General features: G+C 67.8%; 29 protein-coding genes. 8 read left to right on the forward strand and 21 right to left on the reverse strand.

What is annotated here, in order from left to right; genetic code table 11:
* Positions 1-133: 133 nt before the first annotated feature.
* Positions 134-1,258: a zinc-dependent alcohol dehydrogenase family protein gene (locus LC068_RS08435; RefSeq protein ID WP_226636277.1), complete on the forward strand. Its 1,125-nt coding sequence runs from the start codon at positions 134-136 to the stop codon at positions 1,256-1,258.
* Between the two features lie 3 nt (positions 1,259-1,261).
* Here the strand turns inward: LC068_RS08435 and LC068_RS08440 are convergent, their stop codons facing one another.
* The 4 genes from LC068_RS08440 to LC068_RS08455 all read right to left on the reverse strand — a co-directional run bounded on the left by LC068_RS08440 (position 1,262) and on the right by LC068_RS08455 (position 4,532).
* Positions 1,262-2,434 (reverse strand): aspartyl/asparaginyl beta-hydroxylase domain-containing protein, encoded by a 1,173-nt coding sequence (locus tag LC068_RS08440; protein ID WP_226636279.1) that lies wholly within the window; start codon positions 2,432-2,434, stop codon positions 1,262-1,264.
* 47 nt (positions 2,435-2,481) lie between these two features.
* Positions 2,482-2,679: a hypothetical protein gene (locus LC068_RS08445; RefSeq protein WP_226636281.1), complete on the reverse strand. Its 198-nt coding sequence runs from the start codon at positions 2,677-2,679 to the stop codon at positions 2,482-2,484.
* A 72-nt stretch (positions 2,680-2,751) separates the two neighbouring features.
* Positions 2,752-3,609: a ribokinase gene (locus LC068_RS08450; RefSeq protein ID WP_226636283.1), complete on the reverse strand. Its 858-nt coding sequence runs from the start codon at positions 3,607-3,609 to the stop codon at positions 2,752-2,754.
* On the reverse strand, positions 3,606-4,532 hold the full coding sequence (locus LC068_RS08455; RefSeq protein WP_226636287.1) for a nucleoside hydrolase: 927 nt from the start codon (positions 4,530-4,532) through the stop codon (positions 3,606-3,608). Before LC068_RS08455 ends, LC068_RS08450 begins: the two co-directional genes overlap by 4 nt.
* A 104-nt stretch (positions 4,533-4,636) precedes the next feature.
* On the opposite strand from LC068_RS08455, the gene LC068_RS08460 reads away from it, so the two are divergent.
* Both LC068_RS08460 and LC068_RS08465 read left to right on the forward strand, forming a co-directional pair.
* Positions 4,637-5,905, forward strand: a complete 1,269-nt coding sequence (locus LC068_RS08460; RefSeq protein ID WP_226636289.1) for a DUF819 family protein — start codon at positions 4,637-4,639, stop codon at positions 5,903-5,905.
* A 2-nt stretch (positions 5,906-5,907) separates the two neighbouring features.
* Positions 5,908-6,255: a DUF2200 domain-containing protein gene (locus LC068_RS08465; protein WP_226636291.1), complete on the forward strand. Its 348-nt coding sequence runs from the start codon at positions 5,908-5,910 to the stop codon at positions 6,253-6,255.
* A gap of 14 nt (positions 6,256-6,269) precedes the next feature.
* On the opposite strand, the gene LC068_RS08470 is transcribed toward LC068_RS08465, so the two are convergent.
* On the reverse strand, positions 6,270-6,440 hold the full coding sequence (locus LC068_RS08470) for a hypothetical protein (protein ID WP_226636294.1): 171 nt from the start codon (positions 6,438-6,440) through the stop codon (positions 6,270-6,272).
* 100 nt (positions 6,441-6,540) lie between these two features.
* Here LC068_RS08470 and LC068_RS08475 point away from each other — a divergent pair, with 100 nt between their 5' ends.
* Positions 6,541-7,098: a CYTH domain-containing protein gene (locus LC068_RS08475; protein ID WP_226636296.1), complete on the forward strand. Its 558-nt coding sequence runs from the start codon at positions 6,541-6,543 to the stop codon at positions 7,096-7,098.
* Positions 7,099-7,186: 88 nt separating this feature from the next.
* Positions 7,187-8,038 (forward strand): alpha/beta hydrolase family protein, encoded by an 852-nt coding sequence (locus LC068_RS08480; RefSeq protein ID WP_226636298.1) that lies wholly within the window; start codon positions 7,187-7,189, stop codon positions 8,036-8,038.
* A 4-nt stretch (positions 8,039-8,042) separates the two neighbouring features.
* Here LC068_RS08480 and LC068_RS08485 read toward each other — a convergent pair whose 3' ends face one another.
* Positions 8,043-8,612 (reverse strand): YqgE/AlgH family protein, encoded by a 570-nt coding sequence (locus LC068_RS08485; protein WP_209119673.1) that lies wholly within the window; start codon positions 8,610-8,612, stop codon positions 8,043-8,045.
* Positions 8,613-8,752: 140 nt separating this feature from the next.
* On the opposite strand from LC068_RS08485, the gene LC068_RS08490 reads away from it, so the two are divergent.
* The gene (locus LC068_RS08490; RefSeq protein WP_226636300.1) at positions 8,753-9,235 is read left to right on the forward strand and encodes a peroxiredoxin; all 483 of its coding nucleotides are present in this window, start codon (positions 8,753-8,755) and stop codon (positions 9,233-9,235) included.
* A gap of 1 nt (position 9,236) precedes the next feature.
* Here the strand turns inward: LC068_RS08490 and LC068_RS08495 are convergent, their stop codons facing one another.
* From LC068_RS08495 to LC068_RS08515, 5 genes are all read right to left on the reverse strand, one after another.
* Positions 9,237-11,189, reverse strand: a complete 1,953-nt coding sequence (locus LC068_RS08495) for an ATP-binding protein (RefSeq protein WP_226636302.1) — start codon at positions 11,187-11,189, stop codon at positions 9,237-9,239.
* Positions 11,190-11,261: 72 nt separating this feature from the next.
* Positions 11,262-12,293, reverse strand: coding sequence for a quinone-dependent dihydroorotate dehydrogenase (locus LC068_RS08500; RefSeq protein WP_226636304.1), 1,032 nt, complete (start codon positions 12,291-12,293; stop codon positions 11,262-11,264).
* Complete coding sequence (locus LC068_RS08505; RefSeq protein WP_226636306.1) at positions 12,290-12,637, reverse strand: DUF952 domain-containing protein; 348 nt, start codon at positions 12,635-12,637, stop codon at positions 12,290-12,292. The genes LC068_RS08500 and LC068_RS08505 overlap by 4 nt, the downstream gene beginning before the upstream one ends.
* Positions 12,634-13,134: a SixA phosphatase family protein gene (locus tag LC068_RS08510; protein ID WP_226636308.1), complete on the reverse strand. Its 501-nt coding sequence runs from the start codon at positions 13,132-13,134 to the stop codon at positions 12,634-12,636. The genes LC068_RS08505 and LC068_RS08510 overlap by 4 nt, the downstream gene beginning before the upstream one ends.
* Positions 13,135-13,143: 9 nt before the next feature.
* Entirely contained in the window at positions 13,144-13,905 is a 762-nt protein-coding gene (locus LC068_RS08515; protein ID WP_226636310.1) for a class I SAM-dependent methyltransferase, read from the reverse strand.
* 47 nt (positions 13,906-13,952) lie between these two features.
* Between LC068_RS08515 and gloB the strand changes: the two genes are divergently transcribed.
* Positions 13,953-14,681: a hydroxyacylglutathione hydrolase gene (gloB, locus tag LC068_RS08520; RefSeq protein WP_226637072.1), complete on the forward strand. Its 729-nt coding sequence runs from the start codon at positions 13,953-13,955 to the stop codon at positions 14,679-14,681.
* Here gloB and LC068_RS08525 read toward each other — a convergent pair whose 3' ends face one another.
* From LC068_RS08525 to LC068_RS08560, 8 genes are all read right to left on the reverse strand, one after another.
* On the reverse strand, positions 14,682-15,473 hold the full coding sequence (locus tag LC068_RS08525) for a DUF4908 domain-containing protein (protein WP_226636312.1): 792 nt from the start codon (positions 15,471-15,473) through the stop codon (positions 14,682-14,684).
* A gap of 48 nt (positions 15,474-15,521) precedes the next feature.
* Positions 15,522-16,247: an acetoacetyl-CoA reductase gene (gene phbB, locus LC068_RS08530; RefSeq protein WP_209119681.1), complete on the reverse strand. Its 726-nt coding sequence runs from the start codon at positions 16,245-16,247 to the stop codon at positions 15,522-15,524.
* A gap of 99 nt (positions 16,248-16,346) precedes the next feature.
* Positions 16,347-17,405, reverse strand: a complete 1,059-nt coding sequence (locus tag LC068_RS08535; RefSeq protein ID WP_226636314.1) for an NAD(P)-dependent alcohol dehydrogenase — start codon at positions 17,403-17,405, stop codon at positions 16,347-16,349.
* A gap of 59 nt (positions 17,406-17,464) precedes the next feature.
* Positions 17,465-17,839, reverse strand: a complete 375-nt coding sequence (locus tag LC068_RS08540) for a GFA family protein (protein WP_226636316.1) — start codon at positions 17,837-17,839, stop codon at positions 17,465-17,467.
* On the reverse strand, positions 17,836-18,585 hold the full coding sequence (locus LC068_RS08545) for a DUF72 domain-containing protein (protein WP_226636318.1): 750 nt from the start codon (positions 18,583-18,585) through the stop codon (positions 17,836-17,838). The genes LC068_RS08540 and LC068_RS08545 overlap by 4 nt, the downstream gene beginning before the upstream one ends.
* A gap of 70 nt (positions 18,586-18,655) precedes the next feature.
* On the reverse strand, positions 18,656-19,024 hold the full coding sequence (locus tag LC068_RS08550; protein ID WP_226636320.1) for a hypothetical protein: 369 nt from the start codon (positions 19,022-19,024) through the stop codon (positions 18,656-18,658).
* Positions 19,025-19,087: 63 nt separating this feature from the next.
* A complete protein-coding gene (locus LC068_RS08555; RefSeq protein WP_226636322.1) occupies positions 19,088-20,449 on the reverse strand; it encodes a glutamate--cysteine ligase in 1,362 nt (453 codons plus the stop codon).
* Positions 20,450-20,509: 60 nt separating this feature from the next.
* Positions 20,510-21,229 (reverse strand): 16S rRNA (uracil(1498)-N(3))-methyltransferase, encoded by a 720-nt coding sequence (locus LC068_RS08560; RefSeq protein WP_226636324.1) that lies wholly within the window; start codon positions 21,227-21,229, stop codon positions 20,510-20,512.
* Positions 21,230-21,298: 69 nt separating this feature from the next.
* On the opposite strand from LC068_RS08560, the gene ppk2 reads away from it, so the two are divergent.
* Positions 21,299-22,063: a polyphosphate kinase 2 gene (ppk2, locus tag LC068_RS08565; RefSeq protein ID WP_226636326.1), complete on the forward strand. Its 765-nt coding sequence runs from the start codon at positions 21,299-21,301 to the stop codon at positions 22,061-22,063.
* Positions 22,064-22,072: 9 nt separating this feature from the next.
* Here ppk2 and LC068_RS08570 read toward each other — a convergent pair whose 3' ends face one another.
* Positions 22,073-23,236, reverse strand: coding sequence for an acyl-CoA dehydrogenase family protein (locus tag LC068_RS08570; protein WP_226636329.1), 1,164 nt, complete (start codon positions 23,234-23,236; stop codon positions 22,073-22,075).
* A 2-nt stretch (positions 23,237-23,238) separates the two neighbouring features.
* Positions 23,239-25,023, reverse strand: a complete 1,785-nt coding sequence (locus tag LC068_RS08575) for an acyl-CoA dehydrogenase C-terminal domain-containing protein (protein ID WP_226636331.1) — start codon at positions 25,021-25,023, stop codon at positions 23,239-23,241.

Here is a 25,023-nt window from a genome sequence, read left to right on the forward strand (position 1 = left end):
GTGGGATGGATCAATGCCGTCACAGGAGGTGTTGCAGTTGGAGAAAGTGGAGTCTGTTTTTCGGGACTCCACTCCACCCCGGCCCCCGACCCGGGCTTGACGGACGCCGCGTCAAGGCGTCTCGCATGGGCGCATGAAAACCCGCGCCGCCGTTCTCCGCAGCATGGGGGCCGCCCGCCCCTATGCCGACAGCCGTCCGCTCTTGATCGAGACGGTGACCCTGGATCCTCCCGGCCCGGGCGAGGTGCAGGTGCGCATCCGCGCGGCCGGCCTGTGCCATTCGGACCTCAGCGTCATCAACGGTGACCGCCCCCGCCCCCTGCCCATGGCCTTGGGTCATGAGGCGGCAGGCGAGGTCGAGGCGCTGGGCGAAGGCGTCGAGGATCTGGCCGTCGGCGACCATGTGGTCATGGTCTTCATGCCCTCGTGTGGCCACTGCGCCCCCTGCGCCGAGGGCCGACCGGCCTTGTGCGAGCCGGGGGCCGCCGCCAATGGGCGCGGCGAACTGCTGACCGGCGCCCATCGCCTCCATGCGGAGGGTGAGACGCTGAACCACCACCTCGGCTGTTCCGCCTTTGCCGAGCGGGCCGTGGTCTCGCGGCGGTCGCTCGTGCGTATCGACCCGGCCCTGCCGTTCGATCAGGCGGCCCTGTTCGGCTGTGCCGTCCTGACGGGCGTTGGCGCGGTCGTGAACACCGCAGGCGTCCGGCCGGGTCAATCGGTGGTCGTGGTGGGTCTGGGCGGCGTGGGGTTGGCTTCGGTGCTGGGGGCTCTGGCGTGCGGCGCCTCGCCGGTCGTGGCGGTCGATCTTAGCGAGGACAAGCTGGCCCTCGCCCGCACCCTCGGCCCGGTGCACACCGTCAACGCCGCCGACGCCGATGCCGTCGACCAAGTCCGCACCCTGACCCGGGGCGGAGCCGAGGTCGCCATCGAAATGGCCGGCTCGGCGAGGGCGCTTGAGGCCGCCTGGAAGATGACCCGCCGGGGTGGCACCACCGTCACGGCCGGCCTCCCCCCGCCCGACGCCACCCTGCCGGTCAATATCGTTGGGCTTGTGGGCGAGGAACGTACCCTGAAGGGCAGCTATATCGGCACCTGCGTGCCTTCACGCGATCTGCCCCGCTATGTCGCCCTGTTCCGCGAGGGCCGCCTGCCGGTCGACCGGCTGATGAGCGGCACCCTCTCGCTTGATCAGATCAATGAAGGCTTCGACCGTCTGGCCGAAGGCTCGGTCGCCCGGCTGGTCGTCAACCTCTGACGCCTATTCCCAGGTCGCGGGATTGGGCGAATAGGCGTCCATGGCCTCCAGCAAGGTCGCGACCAGGTGGCGCTCCTCCTCCGACAACGCCGGATGCCAGATGTCGAAGATCAGGATGACCCGGTCGGAGGCGCTGTCATTGGCGGCTTCATGCTCGATGGTGTCGTCGAACACCCACGCTTCGCCCCGCTTCCATGACCGGGTCTCGTTGCCGACCCGGAACCAGCAGCCCTCCGGCACGATCAGCGGCACATGGCAGACCAGCCGCGTGTTCACATAGCCGTGGTGCGGCGGAATGCGCGCCCCGGCCTTCAGCTGCGAGAACATCACCTGCGGCGACCGGCCCTGGATCCGGCATAGCGGCGCATCGGCCAAGGCTGCCATCGTCTGCGGGCAGCGCCCGGCGTAGGCGGTTTCCTGGCCGTCCCGCCAGAGAAAGCAGGCGCTCCAGTCCATGCTGTCGATCAGCAGGTCACCGGGTCGCTTGGGCATGTTCGGCATGGTCTGGACGTAGGGGGCGAAGGACTCGTTCTCCTGTCCCAGCACGCCGTTCAGTTCGGCCAGCATCTGATCGGTTGCCGCCTCCACCCCGTCCAGCCACGGAAACTCCGTGCGCGGATAGAACTGCGAGGCCGGTAGCTCCGGATAGTAGAATGCCTTGGGCTGGGGCATGTACAGGGCCTTGCGACCCAGCGCGAGGTCGAGCGCGTGCCGGAATCTGGGGTGGGAACGCTCCTCGCTGAATCCCGCCCCCTGCAATTCCCCCTGCAGGGTCTGCAGCATGTCCCCTGTCAGCTTTTGTCGGAGCGCGCGGGCGCGCCCCAGGCCCTCTGCGAGGTCCGGATCTGGCGAGGCAGCCCCCTCCAGCAGCCGCATCAGTCCACCGTAATAGGCGTTGGCGTCGCGCAACTCGCCGCGACCGCTCAATACATCCCCCTTCACGCACAGGGCGCGGGCCTCGCGCACGTCCAGCGACAGGGCGCGGTCCGCCGCCTGCTCGGCTGCGCCAACGTCGCCGGTCCTCAACAGGGCCTGGGCCAGAAGGCCTTGTGCCAAGGGGGTCTCGTGACCCAGGTCGATCAAGGGAGCGATCCGCTCGATCACCTCCGTGGCGCGCCCTTCAGCCAGCAGTTGCCGTGCTTCGGCCAAAGACCGATCGTAATCCTCAACTGTCATACCGGGTCTCTAGCGGCCTCACCGGGCTGCGCCAAATTAAGGTCCGGTCATCTGACCTTGTGCGAGCGCTCCAGAACCGGCCGGTGGCCTTCGGCATCCAGCGCCCCCATCGGGGCGCCGCTGGTCTCGGTCGGCTGCATGCCCTCGTTGGCGGTCTGGCCGGATTCGGGGTGCTCGGGCGGGGTGGCCTCGGCCTTGAGCTTCATGGCCTTGTCGGCCTCGGCCTTTTGCGCAGCTTCGGTCATGGGGACCTCCTTCATTGCGGGCGACGCCATGCCGCTCCTGTCAGGAGAACAACCCCTCAGGCCGCCAGCCGTTCACCAGACCATCTGCAGCTTCAGCAGGGCCTCGACCTGATCGCGGGTCGGCAGCGAAGGCTGGGCCCCTGCGCCCGTGGCCGCAAAGCCTCCGGCCGCACAGGCGAAGCGCAGGGCGTGTTCCACCGCCTGACCTTCCAGCAGGGCGACCGTGATGGCGGCGACAAAGGCATCGCCCGCTCCGGTCGCATCCACCGCCTCGACCAGCGGCGCCCCGACCTCGGCGGCCACCGCCCCGCGCCTGTAGAGGCTCGCCCCCTCCGCCCCCCGGGTGATGACCACCTGCCCGCCTCCGGAGTGCAGGGCGTCACCATAGAATTCCGCCTCGGTCTGATTGACCACGATCAGGTCGCAGCGCCGCAACAGGGCCTCCGACACCGGCGCGGCCGGCGCCAGATTGGCGCAGACAAATCCGGTCGCGCGGCCGACGGCGGCCTCGACCGTCTCGACCGGCAGCTCCAGCTGCACGATCAGTGGATCCTCGATCCGCGCCGGAAGATGCTCGGGCCGCACCTGACCATTGGCACCCGAGGCCACGACGATCTGGTTCTCACCCGACGGGTCGACGGCGATCAGGGCGACGCCGGTCGGCGTCCCTTCGGCACTGCCGACGCCCTTAAGGTCCACGCCGGCGTCTTCCAGCAGGACCAGGGCCTCGTCCGAGAGCGGGCCTTCGCCCACGGCCCCGATCAGGGCGACCTCGGCCCCCAGCCGCCGCGCGGCCAGCGCCTGGTTGGCGCCCTTGCCGCCCGGGTGGCGCGCCAGCACGGCCCCCGTCACCGTCTCGCCCGCGCGTGGCAGGGACGGCGCGGTGGCCACCATGTCGACATTGATCGACCCGACCACGGTGATCCTCATCGTGTCGCTCCCTTCAGCAGGTCAAAGACGCCGTCGGCATCGGCTGCGGTCGCCCACCGATGACGGAGCGGCCCGGCGACGCCGTCGCGGAACTCGACCGCCGTATGCCCCCGCGTCAGGTCGCTGCCGGTCTCGACCGCAATATGGCACGGCCGAAGGGTGAACAGATCGGGCCGGAGCATCCAGGCCACCGGGCACAGGTCGTGGACGGGGGGCGCATCCCAGCCGACGATCTCGCGCTCGATCCGCTGGGAGAAGCGCATCATCGACGCCGCGGCCCGGGCCGAAGGGGTGTCGAGGGCTTCGACTCCGGCGATCCGCGCCTCGGTCGCGCGCACCTGATGGGTGACGTCCAGACCGAACAGCACCACGTCGCAGGCGCTGTCCAGCACCTCGGCCGCAGCCTCCGGGTCGGCCCAGATATTGAACTCGGCCGAGGCCGTGATGTTGCCGCCCTCGGCCCGCGCGCCGCCCATGACGGCGACCGGGCCCAGTTGCTCCGCCAGCCGTGGCTCGGCCCGCAGCGCCAGCGCCAGATTGGTCAGCGGGCCCAGCACCGCCATCGAAACGGTCCCCGCCGGCCGCGCCATGACCCGCTCCACGATGGCCTCGACCGCGCCGCCGGGCTCACAGCCCTTTGCCGGATCGAAGGGCGCCATATCGCCCAGGCCTTCGGCGCCATGGAATTCTCCGGCCCCGGCGGGCTCGCGCACCAGCGGGCGTTCCGCGCCGCGATAGACCGGCACATCCTCGCGCGCGGCAATCTGGCGCAGGATGCAGGCGTTCCGGGCCGTCCTATCGACCGGGACATTGCCGCCCACGGTGGTCACGGCCAGCAGGTCCAGAGCCGGGCTGCCAAAGGCGGTCAGCAGGGCCACGGCATCGTCCACGCCGGGATCGCAATCGATGATCAGGGAAGTCACCCCCTCTCCCTGCCGCGCGCCGCCGCCGGATGCAACGGCCTGTCACGGCTTGCCAAATCGCACCCCGGTTGCCCTTATGCCCCCAACCAAGGGGAGACACCTTCATGCCGACCGAAGAGGCCGCCACCACAGCCCTGATCACCAATGACGCCGTGGTGCTCGGCCTGCTGGCCGTGATCCTGGGCGCCGTCTTCTGGGTCTCGAGCCGCGACAATGTCTGGGTGAAGCGGTTCTTCACCGTCATCCCGGCCCTGCTGCTCTGCTATTTCCTGCCGTCCCTGCTGACGACTTTCGGCGTCGTCGACCCCGAGGAATCCCGGCTCTATTACATCGCCTCGCGCTATCTGCTGCCGGCGGCGCTCGTCCTGCTGACCGTGTCGGCCGACCTGCCTGCCGTCGTGGGCCTCGGGCCCAAGGCGCTGATCATGTTCTTTACCGGCACCATCGGCGTGATGATCGGCGGGCCCGTGGCCTTGCTGCTGACCAGCTGGTTCGCGCCCGAGCTGATGGGGGCAGGACCAGAAGCCATCTGGCGCGGCATGGCGACCGTGGCCGGCAGCTGGATCGGCGGGTCCGCCAACCAGACCGCCCTCTACGAAATCTATGGCGCGGGGCCGGACACCTTCTCGATCTGGATCGCCGTCGATGTGATCGTCGCCAATGTCTGGATGGCTGTGGTCCTCTGGATGGCCGCCAACCAGCGCCGCGTCGACAAGCTGTTCCGGGCCGACGCCTCGGCCGTGGACCGCGTCCGCGACAAGGCCGAGGCCTATGAAGCCGAGCACGCCCGCATCCCGATGCTCAAGGATCTGATCTTCATCCTCGCGGTCGGCTTCGGCGCAGTGGGCCTGTCGCATGCGATCGCGGACCCGCTGTCCACCTGGTTCGGCGAGACCTGGCCCTGGGCCCAGCGCCTGTCGCTGGACTCGGCCTTCTTCTGGCTGGTGCTGATCGCCACAGTGATCGGCGTGGTCCTGTCCTTCACCCCGGCCCGCAAGCTGCAGGGGCCGGGCGCGGCCAAGGTCGGCTCGGTGTTCGTCTATGTGCTGGTGGCCACCGTCGGGCTGAACATGAACATCGGGGCCATCCTCGACAGCCCGGTCTACTTCCTGATCGGAGCCGTCTGGATGCTGGTGCATGTGGCGCTGATGGTTCTGGTCGCCTTCCTGATCCGGGCGCCCAGCTTCTTCCTCGGCGTCGGCTCAATGGCCAATATCGGCGGGGCGGCCTCGGCCCCCGTGGCCGCCGCGGCCTTCCACCCCTCCCTCGCCCCGGTTGGCGTGCTTCTGGCCGTGGTCGGCTACATCGTCGGCACGGCCGCCGCCTGGTTCACCGGTCTTGTCATGATGCAGATCGCCGCCGGGGCGGGCTGAGCATGACCCATCGGGTCTACCGGATGAGTTTCGCCAGCGTGTACCCCCACTATCTCGCCAAGGCAGAGAAGAAGGGGCGCACCAAGGCCGAAGTCGACCAGATCATCTGTTGGCTGACCGGCTACGATCAGCCGGGGCTCGAGCAGCAGATCGAAGAGAAGACCGACTTCGAGACCTTCTTCGCCGATGCCCCGGCGATGAATCCGGCGCGCGAGGCCATCACCGGGGTCATCTGCGGCATCCGCGTCGAGGAAGTCGCCGAGCCGCTGATGCGCGAGATCCGCTACCTCGACAAACTCATCGATGAACTGGCCCGGGGCAAGGCGATGGACAAGATCCTGCGCACCTGAGGGAAGCGCCTGTCTCAGGGCACCAGGTATTTGACGACCCCCAGACCCTTCTTCTCCTCGTCGTCTTCGAGGGGAATGGCCCGGTCGGGGCGATCCATGGCCTCAGCGTCGTGTTCGACCTGCTCGAGTTGTTCTTCCACGGTTTCCTTCGGGCTCTCGGGGGATTTGCCTTTGAGGTCGGACATTCCAGGCTCCTTTTGACTGTCAGCACTATAATCGTCCGGGACAGCATCACGTTCCCCTGCGGCCAAAGGCCATTGCCGCACTGCGAAGAGGGTCGGAGCCATGACCGATACACTGCCTGAAATCGATCCGGCGACGGCTGCCGCGCTGGGTTGGCCCAAGTCCAAATACGCCTGGATCGAGCGCGAACGCCGGTGGCTGTGCCGCGCGGTCCCGCATGACCGGGTCATCCGCGTCGAACACTTCACCGACCTCTATGTCGAGGGCACCCGGCTGCGCCTGCGCGAGGCCATTCCGGATGACGGCGGTCCGGCCATGCTGAGACTGGGGCGAAAGGCGGACGTCAGCCCGGCGGTCCGCCTGCTGACCTCCATCTACCTGTCGCCCGAGGAGTTCCGCCTGCTGTCCACCCTGCCCGGCCGCCGGCTGACCAAGACCCGTCACTATCTCGGCAACGTCGACGGCGCGGACATCTCGGTCGACGTCTTCTCCGGAGCCCTCGAAGGCCTGATCATGGCCGAGGCCGAGTTCCCAAACCCGGAAGCCATGGCCCTCTACCCAACCCCGGACTTCGCCACGCGCGAGGTCACCGACGACAGTCGCTACACCGGCGGCCGGCTGGTGATTGACGGTCTGCCGACAGAAGGAGCCGACCGCTAAAGTTAAACATCCGTAATTACAGCATTGTAAGCTGTGCCATTGCGGACCCGATGGCAAAGAAGTGGGGATTTCGTGTCACGAGGCCCCCATGAAACTGACCCTCCTTGCCGCCGCCGCATCCTGCTTCGCTGCTCTGTCCGCGCCCCTTGCAGCCATGGCCCAGCAGGCGCCGATAGAGGTATCGATCCCTTCCGGCGGCGAGACCGTTTCGGCCCGGCTTCTGGTTGGCGAGGGTGAAGGAGATCGCCCGGCCATCGCCCTGTTCAACGGCTTCCCGTCAGGATCGAATGTACCGCGTGTCGCGGGCGAACTGCAGGCCGCCGGCTACACGGTCCTCGTGCCGAGCTACCGTGGGACCGGAGCGTCCGGGGGCGAGTTCAGCCTCGACAATGCGCGGGTGGATGGCCAGGTCGTCGTCGACTGGCTGCGCCATCATGACGGGATCGATCCGGATCAGGTTGCGGTGTTCGGGGTCAGCTTCGGTGGCTGGCTGGCGCTGCATACAGCGGCCTCGGACGCCGACATCCGCTGCGTGGTCGCCCTCGTTCCTGCAGACATGGGCGTGATCGCGGATCGGTGGGGTCGGGATCCCGAATACGCGGCCCTTTGGCGATCCGAGCTGGACAGCTTTGCCGCCGATCCCGAGCTCGCCCGCTTCGGCGCCGGAGGTCCCGGGGTCTTCATGCAGGCTTCCATCGCCGGGGCAGAGGAGGCGCGGTTCTCTCCGAAGGCGGCGGCGCTGGCGGACCGGCCCGTCTTCGTGGCCGGTGGCCGAACGGACCCCGCGGCCCCTTTCACGGACCACTATGGGCCGCTGGTCGCGGCCTTGCGCGCGGCGGAGGTACCCTTCGCGGCCCTCGAATTTCCCGGAGGCCACAACCCGAACGAGGCCAAGGCCGCAGCGGTCAGCTTCATCGAGCGAAGCTGCTTCGCCGATTGACGCCTCAGGCCCGACCGCCGGTGCCGGACAGGCGGGCGGCATCCACGCCGATGGCGGCCAGGGCCCGGGCCCATTTGGTGGGGTGATCGTCGTCGAACACCATTTCGGTGTCGGCATCGGCGGTGAGCCAGATGTTCTCGGTCAGCTCGGCCTCAAGCTGGCCCTCGTCCCAGCCCGCATAGCCCAGCATCAGGCGCGACCGGCGCGGGCCGGTGACGGGGTCGGACATGGCCACCAGCACATCGCGGGTGCCCGTCAGGGCCAGACCGTCCCCGAAGGCCAGGCTGGTCCCGTCCGAGATCCAGTCGTCGGTGTGAAGCACGAAACCCCGCTCGCGCTCGACCGGGCCGCCGACCAGCACGGGGGCCTCATAGCCCTCGGCCGGGGGCGGCATGTCCAGCTTTTCAAGCACGGTCGACAGATCGATCCCCTCGAGCGGCTGGTCGATGCGCACGCCCATGGCGTGATCCGGCCCGTGGGCGCAGATCAGGATGACAGCCTGTCGAAACCGGTCATCGTCGATACCGGGCATGGCGATGAGCAGACGACCGGCGAGGGAGGAAAAGCCGTTCATGGGGGGATCATCGGGTCTGGCCCGGTCCGGCGCAAGGGGCCGGGGCGCGCTTTGGCCCCCAAGCCCCTTGGTGGAGGCGCGGCGGATGTCTATCTGGGCAGGACCGGCCCCGACGGCCCCAGCCCCAACGGAGACATTCCATGACCATCTCGATCGGCGACCGCCTGCCCGAAGCCACCCTGATGAAGGCCACCTCCGAGGGGCCCAAGCCGGTGAATGTCTCGGAAATCTTCAACGGCAAGACGGTGGCCCTGTTCGCCGTGCCGGGCGCCTTCACCCCGACGTGTTCGGCGCGTCACCTGCCGGGCTTTGCCGAGAACCTCGAAACCCTGAAGGACAAGGGCGTCGACACCGTCGCCTGCGTCTCGGTCAATGATGCCTTCGTCATGGGCGCCTGGGCCAAGTCCCAGGACGGCGCCGACAAGATCCTCATGCTCGCCGACGGCAATGGCGAGTTCACCCGCGCGGTCGGCCTGACCATGGATGCCAAGGGCTTTGGCATGGGCGAGCGCTCGCAGCGCTATTCCATGCTGGTCAAGGACGGCGTGGTCGAGCAGTTGAACATCGAGCAGGGCGGCGAGTTCAAGGTGTCCTCGGCCGAACACCTCCTGGGCCAGCTCTAGGTCAGGCCACGGCCTCGATCCGGTTCTCTTGCGGGGGCCGGATCGTGGCGCCGTTCACGACGTGGGTCACCGCACCCAGCAGCGACGCGGGCGTGATCGGTTTCGGCACGAAATAGGTCATGCCGGCCTCGCCACAGGCGGTGATGTCCTCCGGGCTGGTGTCGGCCGTGACGGCAATGACTGGCACTTCGGCATTGGCGTTGTCCGAGGCCCGCAGGCGTCGGGTCGCCTCACGACCGTCCAGCTCCGGCATCCGCACATCCATGAAGATCAGGTCGAAGGTCTGGGCGTCGCAGGCCTTGAGCGCCAGCAAGCCGTCAGCGGCCGTGGTGACCTCGCATCCGAGAGGTTGCAGGATCAGCTGGATGGCCCGCCGGTTGATGTCGTGATCGTCGACGACCAGCACCCGCATGGGGGCGTCATCCTCCGCGACCTCTTCCACAGCGACTTCCGGTTCGGCGACGGGAGACGTCTCGACCGGTTCGGCGGCAACCGGCCCGGCCTCGACCGCCGGCGCAGGCGTGGGTGCGGGCGCGGCAGGCGGGGCCACCGGTGCCTTGTCCGGCAGACCGCCGAGGGCGCGGGCCACCACTTCCCGCCCGGCCCGTTCCGGTGCCGGCAGGCTGCTGGTCTCCGAATTGGCGCGGGGGAAACTCAGGGCGACGGTGAAGCTGGATCCCTCGCCGAGGCGGCTGTGGGCCGTCAGGCGCCCGCCCATCAGTTCGCTCAAGTGACGGCTGATCGCCAGTCCGAGTCCCGTTCCGCCGTGGCGTGCGCTGACGCCCGAGGTGGTCTGATCGAACGGGCTGAACAGGCGCTGGATCTGGGCTGGCGTCATACCCGGCCCGGTGTCCTGAATCTCGATCAGCACGGAATAGCCGGAGGGTTCCTCCTCCCAGGCCTTGAGTTTCAGGGTGATGCTGCCCGTGTCCGTGAACTTGACCGCATTCGAGATCAGGTTGTTCAGGATCTGGCGCAGGCGCATGGAGTCGCCGCGCACATGGGCCGGCACCTGGGAGGCGCCTTCGATGCGCAGCTTCAGCCCCTTGGACGCCACCGGCCCCTGCCACAGTCGGGCCGTCTGGGCGATCAGGGAGCGCAGGTTGAAGTCGTCGACCTCGACCGTCATGCGCCCCGCCTCGATCTTGGCGTGGTCCAGCAGGTCGTCCAGCAGGGCCTTCATCATCAGGCCGGCGTCGGTGATCAGGCGGGCCTGATTTCGGGTGTGGTAGTCGTCGGTGCTGTCCTGGATGACACCCGCACCGGCCATGATGGCGCTGATGGGGGTCCGAAGATCGTGTCCGACGGCGGCCAGAAAGGCCTGTCGGCTCTCCATCACCTCTTCGGCATGAAGACGGCGGCTCTCGGCATCCAGCCGGGCGGCCTCCTCGGACTTGCGGGCCATTTCCATGCGCTGCCAGGTGCTGAGGCAGTAGGTCATGAAGACGGCGATGGCGATGGCGAAGGCCGTCGCAAAGGCGGCGGACGCCCCGTGGGTCACCATGAACACCGGCGTGACCGCAAGATACAGGAACTGCGGGGCAATTGTCAGCGCCAGTACTGTCCTCGACCGGGGCGCGTTCACCACGGCGTAGATGGCACCTGACGACAGCAGGATGGCGGCGCAGACCCCGCCCATCGGCCCGCCGACCAGCCACAGCGGCACGGACAGACTGCCGAAATAGGCAGCATTCGCCACCAGCATGACGCAGGCGGCCGCAAAGCGCGGCAGGCCGAAGGACTGGGACTTGCCGGCGTTGACCGGGCCGAACACCCACAGGTCCAAAATCTGGACCAAGAAGTAGCCGGCCACCCATGCGATCGAGAAGTCCCAGCCCAGGATCGGGCTGAACACCAGGGCGCTGGCGGCGCCCATGCCCAGTCGCTGCAGCAGTGCCTTGCGGCGCTGCCGGATTGCCTCAACCCAGCCTGACGACAAGTCGGCCGTTGCCATGGTCATTCGCATCCCTGTGGGTGGGCCTTTCAGCCCTTTCCACCACTATGGCGCGTCAGGCCTAACGCTCCGTCAACGCGCGGTGCCGACAGCCTCGGCCACTGTGGAAAAGCCGTCCGCCTTCAGGCGGGCGACCAGATCGGCCTTGATCCGCCGGACCAGACCCGGCCCCTCGAAGACGAGCGCCGAATAGAGCTGGACGGCGCTGGCCCCTGCGCGGATGCGGGCATAGGCCTCGGCCCCGTCGGCGATCCCGCCCACCGCGATCAGCGGCAGGCGCCCGTCGGCCGCTTCGACGGCCGCCGTCAGGGCCCGCCGCGCCCGATCCTTCAAAGGGGCTCCCGACAGCCCGCCCGCCTCGGCGGCATGGGCCGATCTGAGGGTCTCGGGTCGATCGAGGGTCGTGTTGGACACGATCAGTCCGTCCAGCCCGTATTGCAGGCTGGCCTCGACGATCCGACCGATGTCGGCGTCCGACAGGTCGGGGGCAATCTTCAGGAAGACCGGCCGGTCCTTGGGCCGGGCGGCCTGAATGCGGGCCAGCAAGGGCTCAAGCGCCTCGACCGTCTGCAGGCCGCGCAGGCCCGGCGTATTGGGCGAGGACACGTTAACGGTCAGATAGTCGGCGAGGCCGCCCAGTCGCCGCAGGCCGGTTTCATAGTCCGCGATCCGGTCGTCGGCATCCTTGTTCGCGCCCAGATTGGCCCCGACCACCACGCCGGGGGGACGATGGGCCAGCCGGTCGGCAAAGGCTTCCAGCCCGTCGTTGTTGAACCCCATCCGGTTGATCACCGCCCGGTCCTCTTCCAGCCGGAACAGGCGCGGGCGCGGATTGCCGGTCTGGGGCCGGGGGGTGACCGAGCCGCATTCGACAAAGCCGAAGCCCAGCCCCGCCAGACCCCGGATGGCGACCGCATTCTTGTCCAGGCCTGCGGCCAGTCCGACGGGATTGGGCAGGTCCAGTCCCGCGACGCGGGTAGGCAGGATCGGGTCGTCCTTGGGCACGCCCAGGGGCAGGTAGCGCAGGCCGGCAATGGCCATCTCGTGCGCGCGCTCGGCGTCCATCTGCCGGAGCAGGGCCGTGCCCATGTCGAGCGGGCTCATGCCGGCTCTCCGGCGTCGATGTGCAGCGTCCCCGCCGCGTCGACATGGCAGGCCTCGACCGCACGGACCGCACCCAGGGGCAGGGGTCGGTACAGGTGCGGAAACAGCGCCCCCCCGCGGGAGGGCTCCCACACCAGGTCGTCCAGCGCGGCCGTCTCGAGGGTCACCAGCACAAGGTTCGTCCGGCCCGCATAGTGTTTGCTGGCCGTGCCCGGCAGCTGCTCAGCGGTCGACATGTGGATGTAGCCGTCCAGCCGGTCGACCTCGGAGCCCGGATAGTGGCCGTCGGCGGTCGCCGCCTCCCACTCCTCCGCATCCACCAGCTTGAAGATGGTCCCGCTCACGTGTCGCTGTCCTCGGGCCGCACCAGACCTTCCAGCGCATAGCGCCCGGCCGCGTCGACGGAGAAGACCACCGCCTGACCCGTCGGGAAACCCGCCGCCAGCCGGTCCAGCACCGAGGGCGCCGCCGCCCCCTCCATCAGCAGCTCCATGGCCAGCTGATGGATACCCGGGTTGTGACCCACCAGGATCAGACAGCCCGCCAGCTCAGACTCGTCCTCGACATGGGTGCGCAGGGTCCCCGGCTCGGCCTCGTACAGCGCATCGACCTGCCGAACCTCGACGTCCCCCAGGCTCTCATGCACGAGCTCCCAGGTCTGCAGCGTACGCTCGGCCGACGAGACGAGGGCGCGGTCGGGCTTCAGGCCCCGGTCGGCCAAAATCCGGCCGACGCGCAGGGCATCGGCCTCGCCGCGGGGGGACAGCGGACGGTCGCGATCGCGGCCCGAGGGAGAGCCGCGTTCCGCCTTGGCATGACGCATCAGGATCAGTCGGTGCATGCCGACGCTCTAGGCGTGTTCGACCGGCTCGACCAGAGCCCGGCGACTGTCCCGGCTGGCCGACGCGGGTTCCAGCCCGGCTTCCAGCAGGGGGACACGCTCGGTCTGCGCCGCAGTCCGGGCGAGGGCGTAGGCCTGACGCGTCGCCTCCAGCAGGATCAGCCCGGCCGCGCCCGGTACAAGGCGGCGTCCCACCTGCTCGAAGCCGTCCGCCATCCCGTACAGCACGGGCCAGGGCGGCACATAAAGCGTCTGCGACCAGGCAGCCGGTTCCAGACCCACTTCACGGACCAGCCGTTCCAGCTGGCGCCGCGTGAAAGGCCGGCCGTGGCCGAACGGGGTGCTCTCGGCGCGCGCCCACAGACCGCCGCGCGCGGCGGCCACCAGAATGATCCGTCCCGCAGGGCTGAGTACCCGGATCGCCTCGGCCATCAGGGCGCGCACATCGTCGGCCTCCTCGAGCGCATGGACCACCAGCACGCGGTCGAAACTACCCGCAGCAAACGGCAAGGCCCGGTCATCGACCAGCACCGCGCGGTTGCGGGCGCCGCGCGGCCAGACCTCGACGCCCTGCCCCGACGGCATGGCCGCGATCAGCCGGCGGGCGCCGACGAAGGCGCCCAGCCAGGGCGTCGCATAGCCCAGCCCCAGAACGTCACAGCCGTCGGCCTCGCCCCACGCGCCCTCCAGCCGGTCAGCCAGCAGGCGACGGACCAGCCGACCGGACGGCTCGCCGTAGAACTGCCTGAGCTCCTCGATGGGCATGCGCATGGGCTGAGGATAGCCCCGGACGCCCACCCCCTGCTAGGGTCATGGCCATGACGCTGGATGTGCACCTCTTCCCCTGCCTGTCGGACAACTACGGCCTGCTGGTCCGCGACCGCGCCACCGGGGCCGTGGCGGCCATCGACACTCCGGATGCCGATCGCATTCTCGAGGAATTGGCGGCCCTCGGCTGGGGCCCGCTGGGCCAGGTGCTGAACACCCACTGGCATCCCGACCACACCGGCGGGAACGAGGCCCTGAAGGCAGCGACCGGTTGCGCCATCCATGGCCCGGAAGAGGTCCGGCGTGCCGCACCCCTCGACCACGAGATCCGGGACGGCGACAGTGTGCAGGTCGGAGACACCCGCCTCGATGTGATCGCCGCCCCCGGGCACACCCTCGGCCATGTGGTGTTCCACGATCCCGAGGGCCGGACCGCTTTTGTCGGAGACGTCCTGTTCACCCTCGGCTGCGGGCGACTGTTCGAGGGTACGCCGGAGCAGATGTGGGCAAGCCTGTCGACCCTGATGACCTGGCCCGACGAGACGGTGATCTGGTGCGCCCATGAATATACCGCCGCCAATGCCCGGTTTGCGCTGAGCGTCGATGACCGGCCGGAGTTGCGCGCCCATGTCGAGGCCCTGCGGGTCCGGATCGACGCAGGTCAGCCGACCGTGCCGACGACTCTGGGGGATGAGCGGCGCTTCAATCCGTTCCTGACGGCGGGCGATGCGGCGACCTTTGCCCACCGGCGCGCCGCCAAGGATGATTTTCGCGGCTGACTATTCGACGCCGGCGATCACGCGCACGATCCGCGCCGACGATGGCCGACCGGCGAAACCGGCGTCCGGATCAATGACGATCCGCAAGGTGCCGCGCGAGAAGCTGACCTGGCGCGGGCCGATGTCGGTGATGATGATCTCCTGCACACGGGCCACGTCGCGCCGGAGGCTGGGCGAGCGGGCCATGCGCACGATGGCGTCGACGGCGGTCGACAGGGCGTCGGTGGCCACCGGCTCTGACCCCGGCTCAATGTCCATATCCACGACCACGATACGGCCGACAGCACGGGTCGCCCGGTCGCTCTGACGAAGGATGAAATCCATCAGCTGGAAGGCGGTGAGCGTCGGCGCCAGAAGCTCAGGCGCCGGACCCGCCGCCGACACGGGCGAGCCCTGGGGCGCGGCGGTCGTATAAAGGGTCATGCCCCCGTCGGGCGTGACCCGCAGCACCTGATCCCCGGCATCGTTGCGAAAGATGATGTCGCCGCGCGGGGCGGGCGAGGGGCGCAGGACCCACACCTCGGTCGAGCGGTCGAACCGCATCAGGGTGGCGGGGCTGGACCGGTCGAGAATGAAGCCCTGCCCTGTCTCCGAGACGTAGCGGCCACTGCCGGGCAGATTGGTCGACGGGCTGCGGTCGCGCTGGCTGCGCGAGGACTCGCTCTGAAAGTTTGCGCTGGACTGGGCGTGAGCCATCGAGGCGAGCGACAGACACGCAAGGACGAACACCCCTGCCAGCACGGCCAGGGGCGCCGGTCGCCATGTCGATCCGACCTGTCTTCCGCGCGTCATGTCAAAATGTGTGACTCTGCACCCCGGCAGATTTTGGGCAGCCGCCCGTCAGCCGACCAGATACTGACCGCCGTTCAGCGATAGCGTACATCCTGTGACATATCCGGCACGTTCGCCGGCCAGCCAGGACACCATGTCCGCGATTTCCTCGCCCTTGCCCAGCCGTCCGACGGGGATCTGGGCGATGATCGAGTCCAGCACCTTCTGGTCCATGGCACCCACCATTTCGGTGTCGATATAGCCGGGGGCGATGCAGTTGACGGTCACGCCCTTGCGCGCATTCTCGAGCGCCAGTGCCTTGGTGAAGCCGATCATGCCGGCCTTGGCGGCGGAATAGTTGGTCTGGCCGATCTGGCCCTTCTGACCGTTGATCGAACTGATGTTGACGATACGGCCAAAGCCCCGGTCGCGCATGCCGCCGATCACCTGGCGGGTCATGTTGAACACCGAGTCCATGTTCACGCGGATCACGTCCGACCACTGGTCCGCGGTCATCTTGTGAAAGAAGCCGTCGCGCGTGATGCCCGCATTGTTGATCAGCACATCGATCGGGCCCAGTTCGGCCTCGACCTCCTGCACGGCGCGGGCGCAATCCTCGAACGAGCCGACATTGCCCTTCACCACCATGACGTCCAGCTCGGCGGCCGTCGCCTCGGCCGCCTGGGCATTGCCGGAATAGCCGGCCGCGACCGACAGGCCGTCTTCCTTCAGCCGCTGAACAATCGCCTTGCCGATGCCCCGGGTTCCCCCGGTGACCAGTGCCACCCGTGCCATATGCAGTCCCTTGCGTTTCCGGTGCGGGGGGCGTCTCAGCGCGCCCCTCCGTCATCCAAGTCTTAACGAAACGCGGGGTTCCCGGCTAGGTGGTCAACTTCACAGCTGTGCCATATCCAGCACGAAGCGATAGCGGACGTCCGACTTCAGCATCCGCTCATAGGCTTCGTTGATGCGGTCGGGCGCAATCACCTCGATATCGCAGGCGATGCCGTGCTCGGCGCAGAAGTCGAGCATTTCCTGCGTCTCCCGAATGCCCCCGATCAGCGAGCCGGCCACCCGGCGGCGGCGCATCAGCAGCGGAATGGCGAACACCGGCATGCCCTCGGTCGTCAGGCCAAGCATGACCATGGTGCCGTCCCGCGCCAGCAGGTTCAGGTGACTGGCGATCTCATGGGTGGCCGAGACCGTATTGATGATCAGGTCGAACTTTTCGGCCGCCGCCTTCATGGCGTCGGCGTCCGAGTTGATCAGGAAGTGCTTGGCCCCCATGCGTTCGGCATCGGCCTTCTTGCGGTCTGAGGTCGACAGCACCGTCACTTCGGCACCCATGGCCGCGGCCAGTTTGACGGCCATGTGGCCAAGTCCGCCCAGCCCTACGACGGCCACCTTCGAACCCGGTCCCACGCCCCAGGTCTTCAGCGGCGAGTATGTCGTGATCCCGGCGCACAGCAGCGGCGCGGCGGCATCCAGCGGAATGGAATCCGGAATGCTGAGCACATAGTTCTGATCGACCGTGATCCGGTCGGAATAGCCGCCCTGGGTGATCTTCTGGCCGACCTCGGCCCCCTTGCGGTCAGCGGAGCCATAGGTCTGGGTCATGCCGGGCTCGCAATACTGCTCCAGCCCCTCCTGACAGGCGGCGCAGGTCCGGCAGCTGTCGACCATGCAGCCGACGCCGACGCGATCGCCTTCCTTGAAGCGCGTCACGTTCGATCCGACCGCAGTCACCACACCGGCGATCTCGTGGCCCGGCACGATCGGATAGCGGGTGCCGCCCAGATCATTCTTCGCCACATGCAGGTCCGAGTGACAGACGCCGCAGTATTTGATCTCGATCGCCACGTCGTCCGGGCCGGGATCGCGCCGGTCGAAGCTCCAGGGCTCCAGCGGCTGGTCGGCGGCGACGGCGGCAAAGGCGCGGGTGGCGATGGGCATGAAACGATCCTTCAGGGGCTATCGGGTTCAGGTGCGCACGACCGGGGCCCTGCGCAAGCCTACCAGTCGTTTCGGCCGTCCACGTGACGGGTGGGCACGGCGGCCAGATCCAGCCCCTCGAACAGACGGGCGTTCAGGACGACCCGGGCGGACCGGGCCTCGCCCTCGTCGGTCGTCCAGGCCGGGGCCTCGGCATACACGGCGCAGCCACAGGTCGCGCAGTGGAAGAAGGTCATCATCCGGTCGCCCCATTCGTAGGCGGTCAGGGCGTCGTGCGTAAGGGTCAGCTCGACCGCCACGGGCGCATAGTAGGCCGCCAGCGTCCCCCGCTTGGTACAGGTCGTACAGGTGCAGTCTGTGACCGACTCCGGCGCGGGGGCCACGAAGCGCTGCGCCCCGCAATGGCAGCGGCCCTGAAGGGCCCGGGCTGTCATCCAACCCGCTCGATCAAGGCCATGGCGGCCGCCGGGTTCCGGACCTTGGCGCCCGCGATCATATAGGCGAACACATCGCCACGCTTCGCCCAGCCCCGCAGGCGGTCGGCCGCAGCGTCCAGTTCATCGGAGGACATGCCGGTCGGCTCATCCTCCCGACTGGACATCAGGCGGGCATAGGAGAAGTCGGCGGTCGGCTGGTCGATGCGGGGCCATTCCGGCGCCTCCTCGTCTTCGGCATAGACGATGGCGCAGCCGTACTTCGCCGCCAGATCATAGAAGTCGCGGGTGTCGAAGCTGGCGTGCCGGACCTCCAGCGCGTGACGCAGGCGTACGCCGTCCTTCTCCTTGGGCAGCAGTTTCAGGAAACCCTCGAAGTCGGCCGGATCGAACTTCTTGGTGGCCATGAACTGCCAGTTGATCGGACCCAGCTTGTCGCCCAGCGCGGTCAGGCCCTGGTCGAGGAACCGGTCAAAGCTCTCCTTGCCCTCAGACAGCACCTTGCGATTGGTGCAGTAGCGGCTGGCCTTCACGGCAAAGACAAAGCCATCGGGCGTCTCGTCGCGCCACTTCATCCAGCTGTCGGGCTTGAAGGTCGAATAATAGGTGCCGTTGATCTCGATCGAGGTCAGCTTGCTGGCCGCATATTCCAGCTCGCGCTTTTGCACGAGGCCCTCCGGATAGAAGACCCCGCGCCACGGCTCATAGGTCCAGCCGCCGATGCCGATGTGGATATTGCCGCTCATGCCGCGCCCCTGTGCCGTCGATCCGCGGATCGTCCGGCACTGGTCGGCACAAGTCCAGAGCTTGCCGGGTCTATTGCGTGACCGGCGGCGGGCTCGAGTCGGAGGTCATGGCTCCGGCTTCGGAGTCGGTGGCCGCAGGCGATCCGGCCGGCGAGGCTTCGGGCACGGGTTGCAGCTCCTCCGGTACCGGCAGCGCCTGACGCTCATCCTCGGCGGCATCCAGACCCGGCTGGCTGGCCATGAGGATGATGGCATAGACGATCAGGATCAGCGCGATCGACACCACCAGAACGACCACGATGCGCAGCCCGCTGCGGCCCTGTTTGGTCTGCTGGGCGTCCACGACGGGGCCGTCGGCCTCGCGCGCGTCGACATCGGCAGGCTGCTGGCCGGGAGGAATGTCACCGGGGCGATCGGGGGTCGGATTGTCTGTGGTCATGCTCACCTAACCCGCAAGCGCCACCGTAGTTCCGGCCTGCGTCCGCTTGACCCGGACCGCGCCTCAGTAGGCGAAGTCGGAATAGAGCCGGCGCACGTCCCCGCCCCAGGGGCCGTGGTACAGGTCCAGCAGGCGCTCGGCCGGAGTCACCCCGCTGTCGGCCGTGTCCTCCAGTTCGGACAGATAGCCGCGCTCGTCGACCATGCCGCCCGAGAAGCGCGCCCGGTTCTTCAGGCCCTGGCGGGCGATGGCGACCATATCCACCGCCACATCGCGCAGCGACCGGCTGCCGATCTCGGCGCGCAGGCCCAGCCGCGTCACCTCTCGGCGCAGGCGCTCGTGATCCTCGATCTGCCAGTCCTTGCAGAGGTCCCAGGCCGCCGCCAGCGAGGGTGCGTCATAGAAGATGCCGGCCCACAGCGCGGGCAGGGCACAGATGCGGCTCCACGGGCCGCCGTCGGCGCCGCGCATCTCCAGATACTGTTTCAGACGCACTTCGGGAAACAGGGTCGTCAGGTGGTCGGCCCAGTCCTTGGCATTGGCCCGGTCCCCCGGCAGGACGTCCAGCTTTCCGTCCATGAAGGCGCGGAACGACTGACCCGACAGATCGACATAGCGCCCGTCGCGCTTGGCGAAATACATGGGTACATTGAGCGCATAGTCGACATAGGCCTCAAAGCCGAAGCCGTCCGCGAAGACGAAATCGAGCATGCCGGTGCGGTCCGGGTCGGTGTCGGTCCAGACGTTGGCGCGGGCAGTCAGGAAGCCGTTCGGGCGACCGTCCGTAAACGGAGAATTGGCGAACAGGGCTGTGGCCACCGGCTGCAAGGCCAGCGAGGTGCGGAACTTCATCACCATGTCGGCTTCGGAGTCGAAGTCCAGATTGGCCTGGATGGTGCAGGTGCGCAGCATCATGTCGAGGCCCAGCCCGCCGCGTTTGGGCATATAGGCGCGCATGATGTCGTAGCGACCCTTGGGCATGACGGGCACGTCCTCGCGGCTCCACAGGGGGTCGAAGCCGACCCCGAGGAAGCCCAGGCCCAGCTCGTCGGCCACCATCTTGACCTCGACCAGGTGCTGGCCGGTCTCGGAGCAGATGTCGTGGATGTCCTTGAGGGGTGCGCCTGACAGCTCGAACTGGCCGCCCGGCTCCAGACTGATGGAGGCGGTCATCCCTTCGGCGTTCCTGCGCTCGAGCGCGATGACGTGGCCGCCTTCCTCGACCGGGCTCCAGCCGAAGCGCTGCAGGCCCTCCAGCATGGCGCGGATGCCGGCGGGGCCGTCATAGGCCGGGCGCCTCAGGGTCGCCTTGTCGAAGCCGAACTTCTCGTGCTCGGCCCCGATCCGCCACTGATCCTTGGGCTTGATCCCCTTCGACAGGGTCCCGATCAGGGCCTCGCGGCTCAGGGGTTCGGCGTCAGACATCAAAGGGGTCCCTCGTTCGTCTGGCCAATTGGGCAGTCCGGACGACGGGCACAAGTGGCCTCATCGCTCCCAGTCGCCCAGGTTCGCCTGCCACAGGGCGAGCGCCACGGTCGCCGCCGTGTCGGCGCGCAGGACACGCGGCCCCAGCGACACGGGCGTGGTGAATGGCAGCTCTAGAAGCCGCTGCCGCTCCGACGGAGAAAAGCCGCCCTCGGGCCCGATCACTATGCCCCAGGCCGTGCCGCCTGCTTGCGGTAGCGCCACGCGCGCCGGAGGGCCGCCTGTCTCGTCGCAGAACATCAGGCGCCGGTCGGGATCCCAGCCGTCCAGTACAGCCTCGAGCGGCTCCGGCGCGAGGATGTCCGGCACATCCATCCGGCCCGTCTGTTCAGCGGATTCCACCGCTATGGTCTCCAGCCGGTCGAGGCGCAGATTCTGCGGCTGGGTGCGTTCGGTGCGCACCAGCCGGATGCGGCGCACCCCCAGTTCGGTAGCCTTTTCGACCGCGAACTCGAGCGGGCTCTTCTTCACGGCGGCCATGAGCAGCTCGACATCCGGCGGCAGAATCTGGTCCCGCGCCCGCTCTTCAGCCCGCAGGACGACGCCCCGCTTCAGCACCTCGGCCACCGAGCAGCGCCACTCGCCATCCTGCCCGTTGAAGACCAGCAGGTCGTCGCCCGCCTTGAGCCGCATAACCTGGGTCAGATAGCGCGACTGTTCGAGGCTGGGCGCCAAGGCCGCGCCGGGCGACAGGGGCTGGGGGATACAGAGGCGGATCATGGACAGGCGATCGGGAGCTGCGGCGGGTTTCCCTTGCATCTATCGACCGCCTTGGCTCCAGTGTCAGCCATGGGAAAGAAAAAACAGGCCTATGAGGCCGAGCTGCGTACCCTCCAGATTGCCCTGGTCGAGAGCCAGGCCCGCCTGATCGCCGAGGGCCGCAAGGTGCTGATCCTGTTCGAGGGGCGCGACACCGCCGGCAAGGACGGCGCCATCAAGCGCGTGACCGAGTACATGGCCCCGCGCCAGACCCGGGTCGTCTCCCTGCCCAAGCCGAGCGACCGCGAGCGGACCCAGTGGTATTTCCAGCGCTATGTCGCCCACCTGCCGGCGGCGGGCGAGATCGTGATCTTCAACCGCTCCTGGTACAACCGCGCCGGGGTCGAGGTGGTGATGGGGTTCTCGACGCCTGAGGAACAGTCCGACTTCATCCGCGACGTGCCCGCCTTCGAGGCCATGCTGACCGAGGCCAATATCGTCCCGATCAAGATCTGGCTGGACATCACCAAGGGCGAGCAGAAGCGGCGTCTCGAGGCCCGGGTCGAGGACCCGCTCAAACACTTCAAGACCTCACCGCTGGACGCCCAGGCCCAGAAGCGCTGGCACGCCTATTCCGAGGCCCGCGACACCATGCTGCTGCGCAGCCATACGCCGCTCGCGCCCTGGCTGATTGTGGCCACCGACGACAAGAAGCAGGCTCGTCTGAACGTCATGCGCCATCTGGTCGAGCGCCTCGGCGTGCACGGCCTCAGCGTCACGACACGGCCGGTCGACCCGGCGATCGCCTTCCCGTTCGAGCCCGAGGCCCTGAACGACGGCCGCATGGCGCGGTAAGGGCGGCCCCTAAAGCGTCCGGGCGATCAGCAGCTTCATGATCTCGTTCGTGCCGCCATAGATGCGCTGGACGCGGGCGTCCTTGTACAGCTGGGCGATCGGATATTCGTTCATATAGCCATAGCCGCCGTGCAGCTGGAGCATCTCATCGATGGTCTCGCCCTGGATGTCGGTCACCCAGTATTTAGCCATCGATGCCGTCGCCGCATCCAGCTTGCCCTGCAGGTGCAGGCCCATGCAGTGGTCGACGAACACCTTGGCCACCGTCAGCTTGGTCTTGACCTCGGCCAGCTTGAACTGGGTGTTCTGGAAGTCGATGACCCGCTTGCCGAACGCCTTGCGTTCCTTGACGTAGGCGATGGTCTCGGACAGGCCCCGCTCGGCGGCGGCCACGCCCTGGACGGCGATGTTCAGGCGCTCCTGCGGCAGCTGCTGCATCAGCTGGACGAAGCCCTGGCCCTCGACGCCGCCGATGATGTTCTCGCCCGGTACCTTCACATCGTTGAAGAACAGCTCGGAGGTGTCGTTGCCCTCCATGCCGATCTTGTGGAGGTTCCGCCCGCGCTCGAAGCCTTCGGCCCCGTCGGTCTCGACCACGATCAGGCTGGTGCCCCTGGCGCCTTCCGACGGATCGGTCTTGGCCACCACAATGATGAAGTTCGCCAGCTGACCGTTGGTGATGAAGGTCTTGGACCCGTTTACCACATACTGGTTGCCCTGTTTGATGGCAGTCGTCTTGACGCCCTGAAGATCGGATCCGGCGCCCGGCTCGGTCATGGCAATGGCGCCGACCAGTTCGCCCGAGGCCAGCTTCGGCAGCCAGCGGGCCTTCTGTTCGTCGGTGCCATAGTGCCAGATGTAGGGGGCGACGATGGCGTTGTGCAGCGAGATGCCGAAATGGTCCGCACCCTTCCAGCCCAGCTGACGCATCAGCACGACCTCGTGGCGATAGTCGCCGCCCATGCCGCCGTCTTCCTCGGGCATCGACAGGCCCAGCAGGCCCGCTTCACCCGCCTGGGTCCACAGCTCGCGCGGGACCGAAGAATTGGCGATCCATTCCTGCACCTTTTCCGGAGGCGCATGCTCGTCGATCCACTTGCCGACGGAGTCGGAGAAGAGGGTGATCTCTTCTTCCTGCATGAAATCGGGGTCGGGGGCGTTGAGGATGTTCATGATCAGAACGCCTCCGCCGGCATCTGCATCAGGACCTCGGCTCCGGTCTTCAGCTTGGCCAGGTGCGAGCCGGCGTCGGGCAGGATGCGCTCGACGAAGTAGCGGCCGGTCTGCAGCTTGGTGGCGTAGAAGGGATCGTCCGATCCGCCGTCGATGGCCTTCTGCGCGGTGATCGCCATCTGGGCCCAGACATAGGCCATGGCCGTCAGTCCGAAGATGTGCAGATAGTCGGTCGAGGCGGCACCCGCGTTGTCCGGGTTCTGCATGCCGTTCTGCATCAGCCACATGGTGGCTTCCTGCAGCTTCTTCTTGGCGTCGGCCAGTCCGTCGATGAAGGGTTTGACGGCCTCGTTGCCGGCATTGTCCGACACGAAGGCGTCGATCTCGCCGAACCAGGTCATGACCGCACGGCCGCCGTTGGCCGGCAGCTTGCGGCCCACGAGGTCGAGGGCCTGCACGCCGTTGGTGCCCTCGTAGATCATGGTGATGCGCGCATCGCGCAGATACTGGCTGGCGGGGAAGTGTTCCGTATAGCCCGAGCCGCCATGCACCTGCATGGCCAGCGAGGCCACGTGGAAACCGCGGTCGGTCAGGAAGGCCTTCACCACCGGCGTGATCAGGCCCATGTAGTCGCGGGCCTTTTGCGCGGTCGCCTCATCGTCCGACTTCTGCAGGTCGGCCTGCAGCGCGGTCCACAGGATGAAGGCCTGGCCGCCTTCGACATAGGCCTTGGCTTCCAGCAGCATGCGCCGCACGTCGGGGTGGACGATGATCGGATCGGCCGGACCGTCGGCATTCTTCGGCCCGGTCAGCGACCGGCCCTGCAGGCGGTCGCGGGCGAATTCGACGGCGGCCTGATAGGCGGCGGTGCCGATCGAGTGACCCTGCAGGCCGGTGCCCAGACGCGCCTCATTCATCATGACGAACATGGCCGCCATGCCCTTGTTCTCGGTGCCGACCAGCCAGCCCTTCGCGTTCTCGTAAGACATCACGCAGGTGGCGTTGCCGTGGATGCCCATCTTGTGCTCGAGGCCGGCGCACTGGACGCCCTCGTTGCGGTCACCGACCGAGCCGTCCTCATTGACGAAGAATTTCGGCACGACGAACAGGCTGATGCCCTTGATGCCCGCCGGCGCGCCCTCGATGCGGGCCAGCACCAGATGGATGATGTTGTCGGTAAAATCGTGCTCGCCCGACGAGATCCAGATCTTCTGGCCGGTGATGTTGTAGCTGCCGTCGCCGTTCGGCACCGCCTTGGTGCGGATCAGGCCGAGGTCCGTGCCGCACTGCGGCTCGGTCAGGTTCATGGTGCCGCCCCATTCGCCGGTCGCCAGCTTGGGCAGATAGGTGGCCTTCTGTGCGTCCGAGCCGTTGGCGTGCAGCGCCTCGTAGCAGCCGTGGGTCAGGCCCGGATACATCGAGAACGCCGGCGAGGCCGCCGCCGTGAACTGACCGAACGCCATGCCCACGATGGCCGGCATGCCCTGACCGCCGAACTCCGGATCGGAGGACAGGCCGGGCCAGCCGGCCTCGACCATCTGCTGATAGGCTTCCTTCCAGCCCGTCGGGCCGGTGACCTTGCCGTTATCCCACTTGCAGCCTTCCTGATCGCCGACCTTGTTCAGCGGGGCGATGACCTCCTCGGCGAATTTGGCGCCTTCCTCGAGGATCTGCTGGACGAGATCGGAGCTGACCTCGGCAAATCCGGTCTGGTTGGAATAGCGGTCGATCTCGAGCACTTCGTTCAGCACAAAGGTCAGGTCGCGGACAGGCGCCTTGTAGGCCAT

The organism is Brevundimonas poindexterae (genome assembly GCF_020524625.1).
Classification (GTDB): Bacteria; Pseudomonadota; Alphaproteobacteria; order Caulobacterales; family Caulobacteraceae; genus Brevundimonas; species Brevundimonas poindexterae_A.